Annotated in this window: 16 protein-coding genes; 7 read left to right on the forward strand and 9 right to left on the reverse strand. The window is 65.0% G+C overall.

What is annotated here, in order from left to right:
• Nucleotides 1-128 precede the first annotated feature (128 nt).
• Nucleotides 129-3,272, forward strand: a complete 3,144-nt coding sequence (locus LK535_RS00825; protein WP_227770009.1) for an acetyl-CoA carboxylase family protein — start codon at nt 129-131, stop codon at nt 3,270-3,272.
• Nucleotides 3,273-3,286: 14 nt separating this feature from the next.
• Nucleotides 3,287-3,919 carry a glutathione S-transferase family protein gene (locus tag LK535_RS00830; protein ID WP_227770010.1) on the forward strand — a complete coding sequence of 211 codons (633 nt, stop codon included), beginning with the start codon at nt 3,287-3,289 and terminating at the stop codon, nt 3,917-3,919.
• Between the two features lie 36 nt (nt 3,920-3,955).
• Here LK535_RS00830 and LK535_RS00835 read toward each other — a convergent pair whose 3' ends face one another.
• The 5 genes from LK535_RS00835 to hppD all read right to left on the reverse strand — a co-directional run bounded on the left by LK535_RS00835 (nt 3,956) and on the right by hppD (nt 8,332).
• Nucleotides 3,956-4,600 carry a DsbA family oxidoreductase gene (locus LK535_RS00835; protein WP_227770011.1) on the reverse strand — a complete coding sequence of 215 codons (645 nt, stop codon included), beginning with the start codon at nt 4,598-4,600 and terminating at the stop codon, nt 3,956-3,958.
• Entirely contained in the window at nt 4,597-5,472 is an 876-nt protein-coding gene (locus LK535_RS00840) for an alpha/beta fold hydrolase (RefSeq protein ID WP_227770012.1), read from the reverse strand. The genes LK535_RS00835 and LK535_RS00840 overlap by 4 nt, the downstream gene beginning before the upstream one ends.
• A 10-nt stretch (nt 5,473-5,482) precedes the next feature.
• Entirely contained in the window at nt 5,483-5,833 is a 351-nt protein-coding gene (locus LK535_RS00845) for a Rieske (2Fe-2S) protein (protein WP_227771023.1), read from the reverse strand.
• A complete protein-coding gene (hmgA, locus tag LK535_RS00850; protein WP_227770013.1) occupies nt 5,830-7,122 on the reverse strand; it encodes a homogentisate 1,2-dioxygenase in 1,293 nt (430 codons plus the stop codon). The genes LK535_RS00845 and hmgA overlap by 4 nt, the downstream gene beginning before the upstream one ends.
• Before the next feature lie 172 nt (nt 7,123-7,294).
• On the reverse strand, nt 7,295-8,332 hold the full coding sequence (gene hppD / locus LK535_RS00855; protein WP_227770014.1) for a 4-hydroxyphenylpyruvate dioxygenase: 1,038 nt from the start codon (nt 8,330-8,332) through the stop codon (nt 7,295-7,297).
• A 77-nt stretch (nt 8,333-8,409) separates the two neighbouring features.
• Between hppD and LK535_RS00860 the strand changes: the two genes are divergently transcribed.
• The 3 genes from LK535_RS00860 (at nt 8,410) to LK535_RS00870 (ending at nt 11,711) form a co-directional block, all read left to right on the forward strand.
• A complete protein-coding gene (locus tag LK535_RS00860) occupies nt 8,410-8,850 on the forward strand; it encodes a MarR family winged helix-turn-helix transcriptional regulator (RefSeq protein WP_227770015.1) in 441 nt (146 codons plus the stop codon).
• Complete coding sequence (locus LK535_RS00865) at nt 8,851-9,744, forward strand: ROK family protein (RefSeq protein ID WP_227770016.1); 894 nt, start codon at nt 8,851-8,853, stop codon at nt 9,742-9,744.
• A gap of 98 nt (nt 9,745-9,842) precedes the next feature.
• Nucleotides 9,843-11,711: a putative bifunctional diguanylate cyclase/phosphodiesterase gene (locus LK535_RS00870; protein WP_227770017.1), complete on the forward strand. Its 1,869-nt coding sequence runs from the start codon at nt 9,843-9,845 to the stop codon at nt 11,709-11,711.
• A gap of 59 nt (nt 11,712-11,770) precedes the next feature.
• Here the strand turns inward: LK535_RS00870 and LK535_RS00875 are convergent, their stop codons facing one another.
• The gene (locus LK535_RS00875; RefSeq protein WP_227770018.1) at nt 11,771-13,168 is read right to left on the reverse strand and encodes a cytochrome P450; all 1,398 of its coding nucleotides are present in this window, start codon (nt 13,166-13,168) and stop codon (nt 11,771-11,773) included.
• On the reverse strand, nt 13,165-14,289 hold the full coding sequence (locus tag LK535_RS00880) for a hypothetical protein (protein WP_227770019.1): 1,125 nt from the start codon (nt 14,287-14,289) through the stop codon (nt 13,165-13,167). The genes LK535_RS00875 and LK535_RS00880 overlap by 4 nt, the downstream gene beginning before the upstream one ends.
• 21 nt (nt 14,290-14,310) lie before the next feature.
• Between LK535_RS00880 and LK535_RS00885 the strand changes: the two genes are divergently transcribed.
• Nucleotides 14,311-14,604 carry a hypothetical protein gene (locus LK535_RS00885; protein WP_227770020.1) on the forward strand — a complete coding sequence of 98 codons (294 nt, stop codon included), beginning with the start codon at nt 14,311-14,313 and terminating at the stop codon, nt 14,602-14,604.
• The gene (gene kdsA / locus LK535_RS00890) at nt 14,601-15,422 is read left to right on the forward strand and encodes a 3-deoxy-8-phosphooctulonate synthase (RefSeq protein WP_227770021.1); all 822 of its coding nucleotides are present in this window, start codon (nt 14,601-14,603) and stop codon (nt 15,420-15,422) included. Before LK535_RS00885 ends, kdsA begins: the two co-directional genes overlap by 4 nt.
• A 9-nt stretch (nt 15,423-15,431) precedes the next feature.
• Here kdsA and LK535_RS00895 read toward each other — a convergent pair whose 3' ends face one another.
• Together LK535_RS00895 and kdsB are read right to left on the reverse strand one after the other, a co-directional pair.
• The gene (locus tag LK535_RS00895) at nt 15,432-15,980 is read right to left on the reverse strand and encodes a histidine phosphatase family protein (protein ID WP_227770022.1); all 549 of its coding nucleotides are present in this window, start codon (nt 15,978-15,980) and stop codon (nt 15,432-15,434) included.
• Nucleotides 15,980-16,786 (reverse strand): 3-deoxy-manno-octulosonate cytidylyltransferase, encoded by an 807-nt coding sequence (gene kdsB / locus LK535_RS00900; protein ID WP_227770023.1) that lies wholly within the window; start codon nt 16,784-16,786, stop codon nt 15,980-15,982. The genes LK535_RS00895 and kdsB overlap by 1 nt, the downstream gene beginning before the upstream one ends.
• Between the last annotated feature and the right edge of the window lie 9 nt (nt 16,787-16,795).

The following is a 16,795-nucleotide window of genomic DNA, read 5'->3' on the forward strand; positions in this document are numbered from 1 at the left end:
ATGATCCACGCCGACGCGGCTGGCGCGAGGGCTTAGCCACAGCTGCCGCTCGCGGAAAAGGGGTTGATGCGCCACGACACTGGCCTGAAAGGACATAAAAAAGAGGGAGAGGCATCATCGAAAGCCTGTTGATCGCAAATCGCGGTGAGATCGCGATCCGCATCGCGCGTGCCGCCGCATCGCTGGGTTTAAAGACGGTCGCGGTGTACTCTGCCGATGATGAGAGCGCACCGCATGTGCACGCGGCGGACCGCGCGGTTGCGCTGAGCGGCGAAGGCCCGGCAGCCTATCTTTCGGTTGATGCGATTGTCGCAGCGGCGGTTTCCGAGGGGTGCGGAGCGGTTCACCCAGGGTACGGCTTTCTCAGCGAAAACCCTGAGCTCGCGCGGGCCTGTGCTGACGCGGGGCTGACATTCGTCGGTCCCAATCCTGATCTCTTGAGCCTGTTTGGGGACAAAGCAGCAGCGAAGCGGCATGCGCGTGCGGTGGGCGTGCCGGTACTGGCCGAGGGGGCAGAGGCAAGCGGGCCGGTAGTGGTGAAGGCGCTGGCCGGCGGCGGCGGGCGCGGCATCCGCGTGGTGCACGACCCGGCGACGCTGGCGGCGCAGATCGAGGCGGCGGGGGCGGAGGCGCTGGCGGCGTTCGGATCGGCCGAGGTGATGGTCGAACGCTATATTCCGGCGGCGCGGCATATCGAGGTGCAGCTTGCCGCCGACGCTGCCGGCCGCGTGATCGCGTTGGGCACGCGCGACTGTACGGTGCAGCGACGGCACCAGAAGCTGATCGAGATCGCGCCGGCGCAAACGATCGATCCGGCGCTTGCCGAACGGATCGAGCGTGCGGCGGAGCGCCTGCTGGAAGATACCGGCTATGTGGGTCTCGCGACGGCGGAGTTCCTGGTCGACAAGGAGCGCGCCGCTGATGATCCGGAGGCCTTCGCCTTCCTGGAGGTGAACCCGCGGCTTCAGGTGGAGCATACGGTGACCGAGGAGGTGACCGGGCTCGACCTGGTGGCGCTTCAGCTGCGCCTTGCCGAGGGCTGCAGCGTGCCGGCGGAGCGGCCGGGCGCGCGCGGGGTGGCGATCCAGCTGCGCATCAATGCCGAGACGATCGGTGCCGACGGCATGCCGCGCGCGCCCGGCGGCTCGATCAGCAACGTCGAGGCGCCGGGGGGGCCGGGTATCCGCATCGACGGCGCGCTGAAGGCCGGGATGGCTGCCAATCCGCGGTTCGATTCGTTGCTCGCCAAGCTGATCGTCCATGCGCCCGACTGGGAGGCAGCGCTGGCGCGGGCGCGGCGTGCGGTGGCGGAGTTCGAGATCGCGGGTGTGGCCACGAACCTTCCGCTCCACGCCGCGCTGCTGGCACGCGAGGAGGTGGCGGCGGGCGCGGTCGACACCGGCTGGTTTGATCGCAACGTCGGCGATTTTGCGGCGGCCGCGACCCCGGCCGCCCCGGTCGACGCGCAGGCGATCGTCGCGCCGCTGGCGGGCGTGGTGGTGGCGATCGGCGTGCAGCCGGGTGATCGGGTGGCGCGCGGTGCCGAACTGGGGACGATCGAGGCGCTGAAGATGCAGCATGCCGTGGTGGCGACACACGGCGGCGTGGTGCGTGCGGTGACCGCGATGCCGGGGCGGGTCATCGACGAGGGCGCGGTGTTCGTCTCGATCGAGCCGGTGGATGGTGACGAGGGCGTGGCGGCCGAAGCTGCAGCGCTCGACCTCGACCTGATCCGCGACGATCTTGCAGAGGTGCGGGCACGCCATGCGCTGGGGCTGGACGAACATCGCCCCGCGGCAGTGGAGCGGCGGCGGCGGACCAATCAGCGCACCGCGCGTGAGAATATCGACGACCTGTTCGATGCCGGCAGCTTCATCGAATATGGCGCGCTGGCGATCGCGGCGCAGCGGCGGCGGCGGAGCCTCGACGATCTGATGCGCAACACGCCCGCCGACGGCCTGATCGGCGGGATCGGCACGGTGAATGCCGCGGATCATGGCGAGGAAGCGGGCAAGTGCCTCGGCCTCGCCTATGACTATACCGTGCTGGCGGGCACGCAGGGCCACATGAACCACCGCAAGACCGATCGGCTGCTCGGCATTGCGGGGGACCTGAAGCTGCCGATCGTCTTCTATACCGAGGGCGGCGGCGGCAGGCCGGGGGACGTTGATTCGGTCGGCGCCACGGGGCTCGACGTGCCGACGTTCAGCCGCTTCGCCGGGCTTTCCGGTGTCGCGCCGCGGATCGGCATCACCTCGGGCTATTCCTTCGCGGGCAATGCGGTGCTGTTCGGCAGTTGCGATATCACCATCGCGACGCGCGACGCGCATATCGGCGTCGGCGGGCCGGCGATGATCGAGGGCGGGGGGCTTGGCGTCTATTCGCCCAAGGAAGTCGGCCCGGTCGAGGTACATTGGTCGAACGGCGCGATCGACGTGCTGGCCGAGGATGAGGCGGAGGCGACCGATCTCGCGCGGCGGCTGCTGTCGTTCTTCCAGGGGCGCGTGGCAGGCGGCGACGCGCCGGACCAAAGGTTGTTGCGGCACGTGGTGCCGGAGAACCGGCTGCGCGTGTTCGACATTCGCCGTGCGATCGACGGGCTGTTCGACACTGGTTCGTTCATCGAGCTGCGCGGTGGCTGGGCGAAGGGGATGATCACCGGGCTGGCACGGCTAGACGGCCGTGCCGTGGGCGTGATCGCCAATGATTGCCGCTACTTGTCCGGCGCAATTGACGCGGAAGGTGCGGACAAGGCGGCGCGCTTCTTCCAGCTGTGCGATGCGTTCGGCGTGCCGATCGTCTCGCTGTGCGACACGCCGGGCTTCATGGTGGGCCCGGAGGCGGAGAAGACCGCGCCGATACGCCGTGCCTCGCGCATGTTCGTGGTGGGAGCGGCGCTGTCGGTGCCGATCTTCACCGTCGTCGTCCGCAAGGCATACGGGCTCGGTGCGCAGGGAATGGCGGGCGGATCGCTTCATGCCGGGCCATTCACCGTCGCATGGCCGACCGGCGAATTCGGCGGCATGGGGCTCGAAGGGGCGGTGCGGCTTGGCTACCGGAAGGAGCTGGAGGCAATCGAGGATGCCGAGGCACGAGAGGCCCGATATCAGGAGCTTGTCGCGCATTCCTACGAGCGCGGCAAAGCTGTGTCAGTGGCTCAGTTCCTTGAGATCGACGCGGTGATCGATCCGGCGGATACACGCACCTGGCTGCTGCGCGGGCTCGCCTCGACCCCGGCGCGCCGGTCTGGCCGCTACATCGATACGTGGTGATTTTGGGGGACACGATGATCGAACTGTACCATTGCGCCGATGCGCGATCCTTCCGCGCATTATGGGCGCTGGAGGAGCTTGGCCTCGACTATAAGCTCCACCTGCTGCCGTTTCCGCCGCGCGTGCGCGAACCATCGTACCTCGACGTCAATCCGCTCGGCACCATTCCGCTGCTGGTGGACGGTGAGACGCGGATGACGGAATCGGCTGCGATCGTTCAGTATCTCGCGACCCGTGCGGGGCCGAACGAACTGGTCGTGGAGCCTGGCTCGCCCGACTATGGCGTGTGGCTGAACTGGCTGCATTTCGGCGAGGCGACGCTGACCTTCCCGCAGACGTTGGTGCTGCGATATCGCATGCTGGAGCCGCCGGAGCGGCGCCTGCCGCAGGCGGCGGACGATTATGCGCAGTGGTTCCACTCGCGGCTTCGGCATGTGGAGCGGGCGCTGGGCGATCGCGAATACCTGGTCGGCGGGCGTTTCACGGTGGCAGACATTTCCGTGGGTTACGCGCTGCTGCTCGCCAAGAGCCTGAAGATCGACAATGGCTTTCCGCCGCAGGTTGCCGCTTACTGGGAGCGGCTGAAGGAGCGCGACGGGTTCGCGCGAGCGAAAGAGGCGCAGAAGGCCGGGGCGGCGCCGTTCTGACGCCCGCGTCCCTGCGATGATCGACCGAACACTGGGCTAGCGAGCCGCGAGTTTGCGCAGCGCGCGTTCGAGGCGATCCGGTTCCTGAGCGCCGTTGATGACGAACTCGCGGTCGATCACCATGGTGGGGACGGAAGCGATCCCTTCGGACCGCCACTCGATCTCGTCGTCGTTCACTTCGCCGGCGAAATCGCCGCGGGCGAGGATCTGGAGCGCCGCTTCCCTGTCCAATCCTGCACCAGCAGCGGCATCGGCCAGCACCTCATGGTCGGAAATTGCACGTCCCTGGTCGAAATATGCACGCAGGAGCGCATGTTTGAGCGCCAGTTGCCGGCCCTCGCGCGCCGCCCAATGAAGCAGGCGATGTGCGTCGAACGTGTCGTAAAGCCGGTCCGGCCGGCCAGCCATCGACACGCCGGCCGCCTCGGCCGCGGCTCGCACCCCGCCGCCGCGGCTGCGCGCCTGATCGGGCGTGATGCCATATTTGCGGGCGATATTGTCGGCCGCCGGCTCCCCCTCTGGCGGCAGGCCGGGGTTGAGCTGAAGCGGGTGGAAGACAAGTTCCACCGGCACCTCGTCGCCCAGATTGGCGAGCGCGCGTTCGAGGTTAGCGAGCCCGATCAGGCACCACGGGCAAACGACGTCGGAGACGAAATCGATGCGGAGCGCGCGGCCGGTCATCGCGCGATGCTTTCGATGGCGTCGACGATCTGCGGGATGACTTCCACCGGCACATTGTGGCCCATGCCGCGCACCTCCACAAGCCGCGCGCCGGGGATGCTTGCGGCGGTATCGCGCCCGCCGTCGAGCGGCACCAGCGAATCGTCACTGCCGTGGATGACGACGGTGGGCGTGGTGATCGCCTTCAGCCGCTGGCGCCGATCCCCGTCGGCGACGATCGCCGCCAGCTGCCGCGCGAAGCCATCGGGGTAGTTCGAGCGCTGGATCGTTTCGCGGACGCGCGCCTCCAGCACGTCGGGCGCGACGGGAAAGGCGGGGCCGGCGAGCACCTGCGATGCGCGGACGCCATGGGCGACGAGCGCCTCCAGATCGTCCGTCTTCGGGCGGTTGACGAGCACATCCATTGCTGCGCGCGAGGCGCGCGACAGCCTGGGATTGCCGGTGGTGGACATGATCGAGGTGAGCGATAGCGTGCGATCGGGATAGGTGGCGGCGAAGATCTGCGCGATCATTCCGCCCATCGAGGCGCCGACGATGTGCGCTTTCTCAATCCCCAGCGCATCCAGCAGGCCGGCAGCGTCCGCCGCCATGTCCCCGAGCGTATAGGGTACCCGCGGGCGCAGGCGAAGCAGGCGCTGGAGCACGAGCATGCCAATACGCGGCGGGCGGGCGTGGTCGAGCTTCGTCGAAAGGCCTACGTCACGATTGTCGTAGCGGACGACGTGGAAGCCGCGTTCTACCAGCGCCTCGACGAACGGGAGCGGCCAGAGCGTCAGCTGCGCGCCAAGGCCCATGATGAGGAGGATGGTGGGATCGGCGGGATTGCCGAACGACTCATATTCCAGCTCGATGCCGTTCGCGCGCGCCTTCATGGCCTCTCCTTCAGGCGGTGATTATCGCACCAGCCTCCACCCGAAGCGGCCATGGCGTCAAGGCAGTGCCGGGGCAGGGGCCGCCAAGGCACGCGCCGCTTGCGATATCGAACAGCGCGCCGTGCCAGCTGCACGCAATGCGATCCGCGGCGACATAATCGTCGAGCTTCTGCGCGAGCGGCAGGCCCATGTGCGGGCAGCGATCGACATAGCCGAACACCCGGTCGCCGCGGCGCACCGCGAAGCCGTGGAAGCGGCCGGCGCGCATTTCGATGACGAAGCTGCGGGCGGCACCGTCCGCGATCTGATCGAGCGGGCCGAGCGCGATGCCGGCCGGCGTGGCGGAGAGACGCTCGGTCAGGGGAGCTTCGCCTTGGGGAAATCGGCCCAGCAGGCGTCGTAATCGGGCTGGGCGTGCTCCAGCGCGAACGCCGTGGGGCGATAGGGCCAGCAGCTTTCCAGCATGAAGGCCATGGTGCCGCCGATCTTGTGGGGCTTCAGATCGGCGTTGGAGGCCGCGTCCCACGTCGCCTTGTCCGGCCCGTGGCCACTCAGCAGATTGTGGAGCGAGAGGCCGCCGGGGCGGAAACCTTCCGCCTTGGCGTCATAGGCGCCGGTGATGAGGCCCATCGCCTCGGACATGATGTTGCGGTGGAACCAGGGCGGGCGGAACGTGTCCTCCGCCACCATCCAGCGCGGCGGGAAGATCACGAAATCGGCGTTGGCGCGGCCCGGCACGTCCGATGGCGAGGTCAGCACGGTGAAGATCGACGGATCGGGATGGTCGAAGGTGACGGTGTTGATGGTGTTGAAGTGCGCCAGATCATAGCGCCACGGCGCGAGATTGCCGTGCCATGCGACCACATCGAGCGGCGAGTGATGAAGCTCGGTCCGCCACAGGCTGCCGAGATATTTCTGGATCACCTCGAAGCGCTCGTCGCGATCCTCGAACCAGGCATGGGGCGTTTCGAAATCGCGCGGATTGGCGAGGCCGTTGGCGCCGATCGGGCCGAGATCGGGCAGGCGGAACATCGCGCCGTGGTTTTCCAGCGCATAGCCGCGCGCCGAGCCATCGGGCAGCAGCGCGCGGAAGCGGACGCCGCGTGGGACCAGCGCAATCTGGCCGGGGGAAATGTCGATCCGGCCAAGCTCCGTCAGCAGCGCCAGGCGGCCTTCCTGCGGCACGAACAGCAATTCGCCGTCCGCATCGACGAAGACGCGGTTCTCCATGTCGCGATCGGCGGCATAGAGGTGGATAGCGACGCCTTCGAGGTCCGCCGGATCACGGTTCGCCAGCATTGTCGTCATGCCGTCGATGAGGTCGACACCGGTGTCGCCCGCAACCGGATCCCAGCGCATGCGGTTGGGCGCGAGCGGTTCCTTGACGGTGCCGGGCGCGAAGCGCGTGGCACCTTCGTAGCGGGTGAAGGGCGGATGCTCGGCGGAAGGGCGCAGGCGGTAGAGCCAGGAGCGGCGGTTCTCGTGGCGCGGCGCGGTGAAGGCGGTGCCGGAAAGCTGCTCGGCATAGAGGCCGAAGGGCGGCTTTTGCGGCGAGTTGCGGCCGATCGGGAGGGCCCCGGGGACAGCCTCGGTCGCGACATGATTGCCGAAGCCGGGGGTGTAGGCGGGAGTGGCAGTGTCGGTGGGCATCCTCACCTCGGCGGGTTTTGTTTTGGGCTAGTCAGGGATGGTGTTTGGTGTGGTTCGCCGGCGCGTCAGACGCGGCAAAGCCGCGCCTTGTGCGCCGGCTTTGCCGCGCTGGCCGGTCGATGGCGGCGCCAGAGCGCCGCACCTCGATCAAGGCAGGCGCCTCGATCATCGGTCAGGCATCGACCTTGATCACGCCCCGACGGATCTGGTCGAGCTCGATGCTCTCGAACAGCGCCTGGAAGTTGCCGTTGCCGAAGCCTTCGTTGCCCTTGCGCTGGATGATCTCGAAGAAGATCGGGCCGAACATATTCTCGGTGAAGATCTGCAGCAGGATGCCTTCGCCATTCTCGATCGAACCGTCGATCAGGATGCGGTTCTTCTTCAGCCGATCGATATCCTCGCCGTGGCCGGGGACGCGCTTGTCGACCAGCTCGTAATAGGTCTCGATCGTGTCCTGTAGCCTGACGCCGCGCTCGCGCAGGCGCTCGACCGTGTCGTAGATGTCCTCGGTGGTCAGCGCGAGGTGCTGGATGCCTTCTCCCTGATATTCGCGGATGAATTCCTCGATCTGCGAATTGTCGTCCTGGCTTTCGTTCAGCGGAATGCGGATCGCCTTGTCGGGTGCGATCATCGCCTGGCTGAAGAGGCCCGTCGCCTTGCCCTTGATGTCGAAATACTTCTGCTCCTCGAAGTTGAAGAGCGTGCGGTAGAACTGGCTCCACACCTGCATCTGCCCGCGGCGGACATTGTGGGTGAGGTGATCGAGCAGGTCGAGCCCGACGCTGTTCTTCGCCTCTGCCTCGCGCCAGCCGGGGTATTCGGCCCAGTTCTCATACAGGTCGATGCCGTCCTGGATGAAATACAGGTACGAGCCGCCGATCCCCATGATGACGGTGTCGTCCTCCTCGGTCGGCTTGCCGCCGTTGGCGAGCGCCCATTCGAGCGCCTTCTTCGGATCGGCGACGCGGAACGCCATCGCGCTGGCGGAGGCGCCATGCTCGTTGCGGAACTGCTTCACCCGTCCCGCTTCGTCGCGGTTCAGCATCAGGTTGATTCGGCCCTGCTTGTAGCGGGTGATGTTCTTCGTCGGGTGACGGTGCGTCGGCACGAAGCCGAGTTGCTCGAACTGCTTCGCCATAGCCTCGGGATCGGGCGAGGTAAATTCCACGAATTCAAAGCCGTTGAGGCCCAGGGGATTGTCGGTCGACATGAGTGGATCCTCATCCAGTAACATTTGATACTATGATCGCGGGTTGAGGCATTCGTGTCAAATGCTACCACTGCGGCATGACGAACCATCTCGTGCTCGACCGGTTCCTGCCGTATCGGTTGTCGATTACGTCCAATCTCGTCAGCGACCGGATCGCGCGAATTTACGAATCGCTCTTTGGTCTGACCATTCCTGAGTGGCGGCTGATTGCAGTCATCGCGGAGGTGGAAGCGGTCACCCAGGCGGACATCGGCGAGCGCACGCGAATGGATAAGGTGACGGTCAGCCGCGCCGCGATTGCTCTGGTTGAGCGGGGACTTCTGGCCCGGGCGCCAAACCCGGGAGACAAGCGCTCTCATCACTTGTCGCTTACCCCTGCGGGGCGGGACCTCTACGCGAGTGTCGCTCCGAAGGCGCTGGAGCTGGAAAGCAAGATCTTCTCGCGGTTTACACAACAGGAACTGGATGGGTTTGTCGCCATGCTGCGGCGGATCGACACTGCAGCATTGGAGGCCTGAATGACTGAGGACCCGCTGATTGCCGGGATCGAACTCGGCGGAACGAAGTGCGTGGTTATCCTGGCGCAGGGACCGGACGCGATCCACGAACGGGTGGAGATCCCGACGACTTCCCCGGAGGAGACACTGGCTGCGGCAGAGCGGGCGATTGATCAATGGCAAGGGTTTGCCGCCTTGGGCATTGCCAGTTTCGGCCCGGTGTCGATCAACCCGAGCGCGGCAGATTACGGTTTCATCACCTCGACGCCCAAGCCGGGTTGGGCAGGCACCGACGTCGCCAAACGGTTAGGGGCACGGTACGGCGTCCCGGCCGGTTTCCACAGTGACGTCGTTGGAGCGGCGCTGGGCGAGGCGCGCTGGGGAGCTGCGGCAGGACTTGCGGACCTGGCCTATGTAACGGTCGGGACCGGGATCGGCGTGGGCTTGATCGGCCATGGGCGGCCCGTCGACGGCCTGACGCATAGTGAACTCGGCCATATAAGGCCGCAGCGGTCGAGCGGTGACGATTGGACGGGGGTATGCCCATTTCACGGCTCCTGTATCGAGGGGCTTGCGTCGGGACCGGCGATCGCTGCGCGAACGGGCGTGAAGGGACAGGATCTGCCGCCCGACCATCCGGCTTGGGAAGGGGTCGTGCACGCGCTTGCGCAACTTCTGCACACGATCACCCTGACCGGTGTGCCGCGACGGATCGTGATGGGTGGTGGGGTGATGGTCGGCAGCCAGTTCCTCTTTCCGCGGATCAGGCAGGCATTTCGGCGTTCCTTGAACGGCTATGTCGCAATCCCTGATATTGAGGATGTCGACACGTTCATCGTACCGCCGGCGCTCGGCCACAATGCCGGTCCGCTGGGAGCAATTGTTCTGGGGCAACAGGCACTGGAAGGCCGTTGAGGGCATGCAAGGATCGTTTTTCGAACGTTAACTGTGTTCCGTTACTCTTGGGTAAGCAGTTGAGGACGTCTTCGTACCGGTAGGTGAAAGGAACGTCGATGCGGCTGCTCATCATGGATCAAGATCCGGCGAACCATGATGCTTACCAACGCAGTTTTCGAATTCTGTCAGGCGACGTGGACCCTGAAGATTGCCTTGATGGCGAAGCACTGAGTGGCGAAGAGCCTGGGGTCGATCTTGTTAGCCTCGAATGCGTTTTTCACGTTGTAGGCGATAGCGCCGTGGAAGAAGTTCAGCGGTCGGTTGTAACGGACTCGCCCTTTGCCGTGGCGTTTGTCGGTGTATCGGCTGATCTGGATGTGAAGGAGTGGGTGGGGCGAATTCGTGAACTCGACCCATCCATCAATCTGGTACTGGTCGCCAACGATCGACGCCTTTCACCTCCAGAACTTCAAACCCTCGCCGGACCACCCGACAAGATCTTCTATCTCGTCGGCCCCACCGAGAGCGCGGAGATCGTTCAAATCACGCGGGCTTTGAGCCGACGGTGGGAGATCGACCGCGAGCTGGCGGCGGCACGAACAGCGCTCTCGCTTCAGGTCGCTGCGCTTGAACAGCATGTTGCGGAGCTTGCTACGAACGAGGGCCGCGCGCGTCATCTTGCCAGCTACGATACGCTGACCGATGCGCCCAACCGCCTTGCCTTCTTGCGCGCTCTGGGGGAGCGCGGCCGCCAGCCCGGGATGTTTGCTGTCGCCGCGCTGGACCTCGACCGGTTCAAGTTGATCAACGACTCGCTCGGCCATTTGGCCGGCGATGAAGTCATTCGACAGACATGCCGCACCTTGAAGTCTGTCATCCCCGAGGGCGGGATGGTGGCCCGGCTAGCCGGAGACGAATTCGGCCTATTGTTCGATGCCGCTGGCGATGAGGCCGCCGCCATGGTGTGCGAACGGATGGTGGTGGCAACCGGTGCGTCGATGCGGGTTCTCGGTCACAAGGTGCAGGTGTCTGCCTCTGCCGGGGTGGTGGTGGCGCCCGAAAGCGGTGCCCGCGATCCTGTCGACCTGATGCGGCAAGCGGATCTCGCTCTCAACGATGCAAAGCGCAGCGGGCGGAACCTGGCACGGCTGTTCGAACCGCGGATGGACGAGGGCATCCGCGTCCGCCGAGCCGTGGAAAGTGGTCTGGGCCGGGCCATCGCTCGCGGTGAATTGACGATGCTGTTCCAGCCCATCGTAGCGAATGGATCATATGAGATTGTCGGGTTCGAAGCGCTGATGCGCTGGTACACGGATGAGTTCGGCCCGATTAGTCCCGGCACGTTCATTCCTATCGCGGAGGAAACCGACCTCATCCATGAACTTGGCGACTGGGCGCTGATCCAATCCCTTGAAGCGGCGAAAGGCTGGCCGGAACAATATGTTTCGGTGAACTTCTCGCCGCGGCAGTTTCGACGCCCGAACTTCGTCGGAAACATCGTGGAGAGGGTGCAGCGAGCGGGCATAGATCCGCAGCGCCTGCAGATTGAGATTACGGAGACAGCCATTTTCGACGACGCGGAGCGTGCCGCGGATACGCTCTACAAGCTGCGCCAAATGGGGTTCCGGGTCGTGCTCGACGATTTCGGAACCGGCTATTCTAGTCTGGACAACCTGCGCAAGTTTGCACTGGATGGCCTCAAGATCGAGCGCAGCTTCATCGATGGCTTGGAAAGGGAGCGCGAGTCTGCGGCAATTGTTCGCTCCATAGTTCAGCTCGGTAGAGCCCTGAACCTCGAGGTGATTGCCGAAGGAGTGGAGACGAGGGGGCAGGTTGCGTTGCTCCGCGCGGCGGGGGCAAGCCACTTGCAAGGTTTCCTTTTCTCACATGCAATCGGGGCCAATGACGCGCAAGCGCTCGCAAACGCCGGCTTTGTTGATCGGCCGGGCGGACTGGTGGGATCGATGGCGGATGAGGTGGCCTGAGGCGGGTGGCAGGTCGTCGGCGCGGCCTACAAGTCGACGCTCTGGGCCTTCGGCGGACGCTATCGAAGGGAAAAGTACAGCTTAACCCCGCGCTTTGGCCTCAAGGTCAAGCGGCTTACCGGCTCTGGTGTCTCGCCCGGAACGGCGCGGATCGTGAACGTCCTGAGCAGGGTGGCGAGTACGACCGCGGCCTCTTGGGTTGCGAAGCCTGCACCGACGCAGATTCGCGGACCCGCGCCGAACGGCAGCCATGCCTCACGGCTTTTGGTTTTCGCATCGGGATCATCGAAGCGGGCGGGATGGAAGGCGTGGGGGCAGCGCCAGTGCTCCGGATTGCGCTGGATCAGCCATGGGGAGACAACGACCATCGCGCCCGGCGCGAGTTGCTTGTCGCGCATCTGCGTGGGGCAGCTGACCTCCCGCGGCATGAACGCCACGGGGGGATAAAGCCGAAGCGTTTCGCGGAAGACGTTCCGAATGATGGGCATCCGGCGGATCATTTCGGCCTGGATTGGCCTGGTTCCGGCGACGAACAATACCTCGTCGCGCGCGATCCGTTGCGTCTCGGCCTCTTCCGCGAGGCAGTACAATGCCCAGCTGAGCGCGCTCGCCGACGTTTCGTGCCCGGCGAGGAAAATCGTCGAGACTTGCCCCATCAGATCCGTGAACGAAAATGGCGCCCCGGTCTTCGGATGCCGCGCCTCCATCAAGGATGCGAGAATGTCGGACGGTCCGAGATCACCGGTCGCGCGGTAGGCGTCGAGCCGCCGCTGCACGATGTGTGCGAACACGCCATGGATATCGGCGGCGGCGCGGCGCGAGCAATGGAAGAAGCCCAGGGTTGGCATTCGATAGAAGCGGAGCATCGATGCGGATTGGGCGTGCCGCTGAAACCGGTTGAAAGCGTCGTGGATCCGCCGCGCATCACCCTCGCTGAGAGGTGAGGAGAATAGCGTCCGAAAGATCACGTCGGCGGCGACGTGTGTCATGAGTGGATCGACGTCGATTGGACGGTCAAGATCCGACCGCCGGACACGTTCGACCAGCGCATCGGCGGCATCTCGCATCATCGGCAAGGTGCGACCAAGGGCGGCCTGTTGGAAGGCGGGGTTGATCATCTCCCGCTGGGTCGCCCAATCGTCGCCGTTGGCCGAGAACACGCTGTTGCCGATCGCCGGGCCGAGCGTTCGAACGAGCAGGTGGTGCTTCGGAAAGCCGCGCCAGTCGCTCATGATCCGCTTCACCAGCGGCAGTTCGTTGGCGATGTACATGTGGAGACCCGGTGTCCGGATCTCGCCCATCTTCATCGTGTAGCTCTTTTCGAAGAGCACATGGATCCACGAATTCCAACCTCGGACGAACCGCCAGAACAACGAGGACTTTTTCGGATGCGGGTCGGGGAAGGGCGGAACGAAGAGGCCGTCCACATGCTCTCCGCCGATGTTTGGCAGGCTCATTGAATAGCCCGGAACTCGGCAATGGACGCGTCAATCGGCCGTGCCGCCGTCATCAGGCTGGGGAAGTCTAGCGGAGAGCGCCGATCGCCCATCCGCAGATAGTCGAAGTGGATCTCATACTTGTTCGCATATCCCTTGTGATAGGTATGGGGATCATAGAACAAGTGAAAGCGGGGGCTGAGCAGCTCCATCCGAGGCCGGGGATCGGGTGCCACGATCGCCATCGGGTTCACCCCGAAATATGCCGCACCGTCCGGGGGCGAACCGATGTCGATCCAGCGGAAGTCCGACTGCGCAAGACGGCGTAGTTGATCGTGAAAACGCGTGGCGTCCCGCCGACATGCCACCAATGGGATGCAATGGCCCATGGTGACCAAGGCGAAATTGGGAGGCATCGTCCCGCCGCAGCGATCAAGCAGGCGCACCATCAGCGGCACCGACAGGATCGACCCATTGCTGTGGGTGAGGAGGATGATTTCATCCCAGGGATCGTCGAAGCTGGCGGAGATCTCCTCCGCGAAATTGTCCAGCCGTGCTTCTATTTCCGGGTGCGCTTCGCCTCCGCCGAGCTCGCTGTTGAAAACGAAGAACCGCAACAACCAGGGAGCATGCCATTTCTTCAGAAGCGGCGCTGAAATCGCGATGGCGGCGACCAGGCCGATGAGGAAAGCGACAGCCGTCGGCAACCCGATGGCAGCCACGCCGCCGATCAGGAGAGTGAGCAACAGCGGTAGCGCGGTGGAAAGGATCGGCGGGTAGAACAGCGTGATGAGCGGGCCTTTGCCCAGCTTTTTCCCGGTTTCGAAATCGAGATGCCTGATGTTCGCGCGATAGGCACGCCACGCCCGCAGCCCAAGCGACAGAGGATTTCGGATCCAGGCCTTGCGGACGATATCGTCCCAGCGAAGGAAGCTGTATTCGGTGGAGACGCCCTGCGCTGGATTGAGGATGGACCAATCCGTGCGAAACGGCCCGGCATTGCGACGAGTGGATATTGTCGCTGGCTCTCCGGTCAGCTTGCCGTATCGGTCCAGCTGTTCCGCAGCGAGCGCGTGATAGAAGCGGACGCCGCGCGGATCGAAGCCGCCGACATAGAAGACTTTCCGCTTGAACCCCGCCATGCCCACTGCCTACACGATGGAATGGCCGAGCGGGAACGGAATTACTGCCTTTTCTTGGACCATCGCAAATACAATCGTAACATTGGCTGCCGCCGCCACGACAATCTCTACGGGATCGCGGGCGGAGGAACGGAGCGACTGCGCTGGGCCGTTGATCTTGAATTCTACCGCACGATGAAGGCGCAGGGTGATCCTATGGCCTTGCCGGCGCTTTTGGCGTGCCTGTTGTTCGGCTGGTTCTTCTGGAACTATCATTCAGGCGTCTGGCCATGGCGGGGACAGCTGCTGCGCCGGTTTGTGAAAGCCCCGCGATGAACGTGCAGGTTGGCGATATCGTATTCGGTAATGACCGGCCGTTCGTGCTGGTGAGCGGCCCATGCCAGATCGAGAGCCGTGATCACTCGCTGCGACTGGCTGAGGCGATCGCGCGGATGGCGGCGGCGGCGGGCGTGCCGTTCGTGTTCAAGTCTTCGTTCGACAAAGCCAACCGCACCTCGATCACCGGCAAAAGAGGTGTCGGAATCGACGAAGGTTTGCGGGTGTTGGCAGACGTGAAAGCCGCAGTGGGTTGCCCGGTTCTGACGGACATTCACGCGCCCGAGCAGGCGCCAGCTGCGGCTGAGGTGGCGGACATAATCCAGATCCCGGCCTTCCTCTCTCGTCAAACTGATCTGTTGATCGCGGCAGGTGAAACGGGTGCGGCCGTCAACATAAAAAAGGGGCAGTTCCTTGCACCTTGGGACATGGCAGCGGCAGCGGCTAAGGTAAGATCCACCGGCAATGAACGGATCATCCTGACTGATCGCGGCGCCAGCTTCGGCTATAACACGCTGGTCAGCGACTTTCGTGCGCTGCCGATCATGGCCGAAACCGGCTGTCCCGTGATGTTCGATGCCACCCATTCGGTTCAGGCGCCCGGCGGGAGGGGCGGATCGTCTGGTGGGGACCGGCGGTTTGCCCCGGCATTGGCGCGCGCCGCCCTGGCAGTGGGTGCAGCGGCGATATTCGCCGAAGCGCATGAAGATCCGGACCGCGCGCCCTCTGACGGGCCGGTGATGCTGCCGCTTGGTTGGTTGCCGGGGTTGCTTGATGATTTGCGGCGCGTCGATGCGGTGATCAAGCGGGCTAGATAGGAGCGGTGCTCAGGGGCGCACATCCCATGCGGTGAGATTGCCACCGATAATCTCCCCATAAGCGCCCGTGCGCAGCCGGGCAGGGGAGAGCTCCAGGGCAAGTCGCGCGAATTGCGCTGCGCCGTTGCTCGTCACCAGCAGCACCGTGCCGCTGGCCTCGCTGAAGAAGGCCCGCCAGGCCGCGATGCGTGCAGGTGCGTCGACGATCCAGCCGGGCGGCGGAAGCGCAGCTTCGGTCCAACGCGTCAATGTTTCGGCGCCGATCCTCGCCACGACGGCTTCCTCCATCATGCCCTCATCAGGGCCATGATCGATCTCGCGCAGCCAGGCAGCGGTTTCAGGCGAGAGGTGCGGCGCAAGGATCGCCGCAGTCTCGCGGGTGCGGCGCAGGGGCGATACCAGGCACCGGTCGATCTTCGTGTCGGCGAAATTGAGCGCGAGCGCTTCGGCCTGCGCCCTTCCGCTAGCCGCCAGGGGAAGGTCAGTCCTTGCGCCGATCCGGCGGACTGGCTCCCCTTCCGCGAAGGTATTGCCGTGGCGAACGATGATCGCGCGCATCAATGATGCGGGTCGCCGTGCGCCGCAATGAGCGCCTCCGCTCTGACGATATCCGCGGGCGTGTCTATCCCGGAGATGTCGAAGAGGGCCGGGGACACTTGAACGGTTTCGATCCGCAAGCCGAGTTCCAGCAGGCGTAATTGCTCAAGGCCCTCCAGCCGCTCCAGCTCGGTCGGTTCTGCCGCCTCGAACCGCTCGAGGGCATGACGCCGGTAGCCATATAGGCCGATGTGGCGCCAGACCGGGCAAGGTTCCCCGGACGCACGAAGCGCGTCCTCGTTGCGGATGGCCGGCATGATCATCTTCGAGAACCACAGCGCACGGCCGTCGGCAGCGCGCGCGCAGGTGGTGCCGCTGAATTGCTCGCGCTTTTTGTGGTCGCGCATGGCGTCGAGTGCGTCCCAGGTCAGCCGAACAACAGGCGTGGCGACGTCCCCGTCACCGGCTGAGAAGGCGCGGATGATGGCCGATGGGGCGCTGAGGGGCTGAAATGGTGCATCACCCTGAAGATTGATGATAATGTCGGGCAACTCTCTCGCCGCCCGTGCCGCCGCGAGGGCGCGGCCCGAGCCGGAGGCAATGGCGGGATCCGTCATGACGGCGTCGCAGCCGGCCTCCTGTGCATGGGACAAGATCCGCGGGTCGTCGGTGGCGACGACCAGATCCGCTTCGGGGACGTCGGAGAGCGCGCGGCGGGCAAAGGCGATCGTTCGGTGAAGCAGGCTGATGCCGGCAATCGGCCGCAGCGGCTTCAGCGGCAGGCGGCTCGACTCCGCGCGGGCAGGAATGACGACGAGCAGCGACATGGGCCGGGC

The sequence above is a fragment of the Sphingomonas sp. IC4-52 genome, from assembly GCF_020707225.1.
In the GTDB taxonomy this organism is placed as follows: Bacteria; Pseudomonadota; Alphaproteobacteria; order Sphingomonadales; family Sphingomonadaceae; genus Sphingomonas.

Bases quoted from the DNA above. Each gene is read 5' to 3' on its own strand.
- LK535_RS00830 (WP_227770010.1), top strand. From the start codon at position 3,287: ATGATCGAACTGTACCATTGCGCCGATGCGCGATCCTTCCGCGCATTA.
- LK535_RS00835 (WP_227770011.1), bottom strand. From the start codon at position 4,600: ATGACCGGCCGCGCGCTCCGCATCGATTTCGTCTCCGACGTCGTTTGC.
- LK535_RS00840 (WP_227770012.1), bottom strand. From the start codon at position 5,472: ATGAAGGCGCGCGCGAACGGCATCGAGCTGGAATATGAGTCGTTCGGC.
- hmgA (WP_227770013.1), bottom strand. From the start codon at position 7,122: ATGCCCACCGACACTGCCACTCCCGCCTACACCCCCGGCTTCGGCAAT.
- hppD (WP_227770014.1), bottom strand. From the start codon at position 8,332: ATGTCGACCGACAATCCCCTGGGCCTCAACGGCTTTGAATTCGTGGAA.
- LK535_RS00860 (WP_227770015.1), top strand. From the start codon at position 8,410: ATGACGAACCATCTCGTGCTCGACCGGTTCCTGCCGTATCGGTTGTCG.
- LK535_RS00865 (WP_227770016.1), top strand. From the start codon at position 8,851: ATGACTGAGGACCCGCTGATTGCCGGGATCGAACTCGGCGGAACGAAG.
- LK535_RS00870 (WP_227770017.1), top strand. From the start codon at position 9,843: ATGCGGCTGCTCATCATGGATCAAGATCCGGCGAACCATGATGCTTAC.
- LK535_RS00875 (WP_227770018.1), bottom strand. From the start codon at position 13,168: ATGAGCCTGCCAAACATCGGCGGAGAGCATGTGGACGGCCTCTTCGTT.
- LK535_RS00880 (WP_227770019.1), bottom strand. From the start codon at position 14,289: ATGGCGGGGTTCAAGCGGAAAGTCTTCTATGTCGGCGGCTTCGATCCG.
- LK535_RS00885 (WP_227770020.1), top strand. From the start codon at position 14,311: ATGGCCGAGCGGGAACGGAATTACTGCCTTTTCTTGGACCATCGCAAA.
- kdsA (WP_227770021.1), top strand. From the start codon at position 14,601: ATGAACGTGCAGGTTGGCGATATCGTATTCGGTAATGACCGGCCGTTC.
- LK535_RS00895 (WP_227770022.1), bottom strand. From the start codon at position 15,980: ATGCGCGCGATCATCGTTCGCCACGGCAATACCTTCGCGGAAGGGGAG.
- kdsB (WP_227770023.1), bottom strand. From the start codon at position 16,786: ATGTCGCTGCTCGTCGTCATTCCTGCCCGCGCGGAGTCGAGCCGCCTG.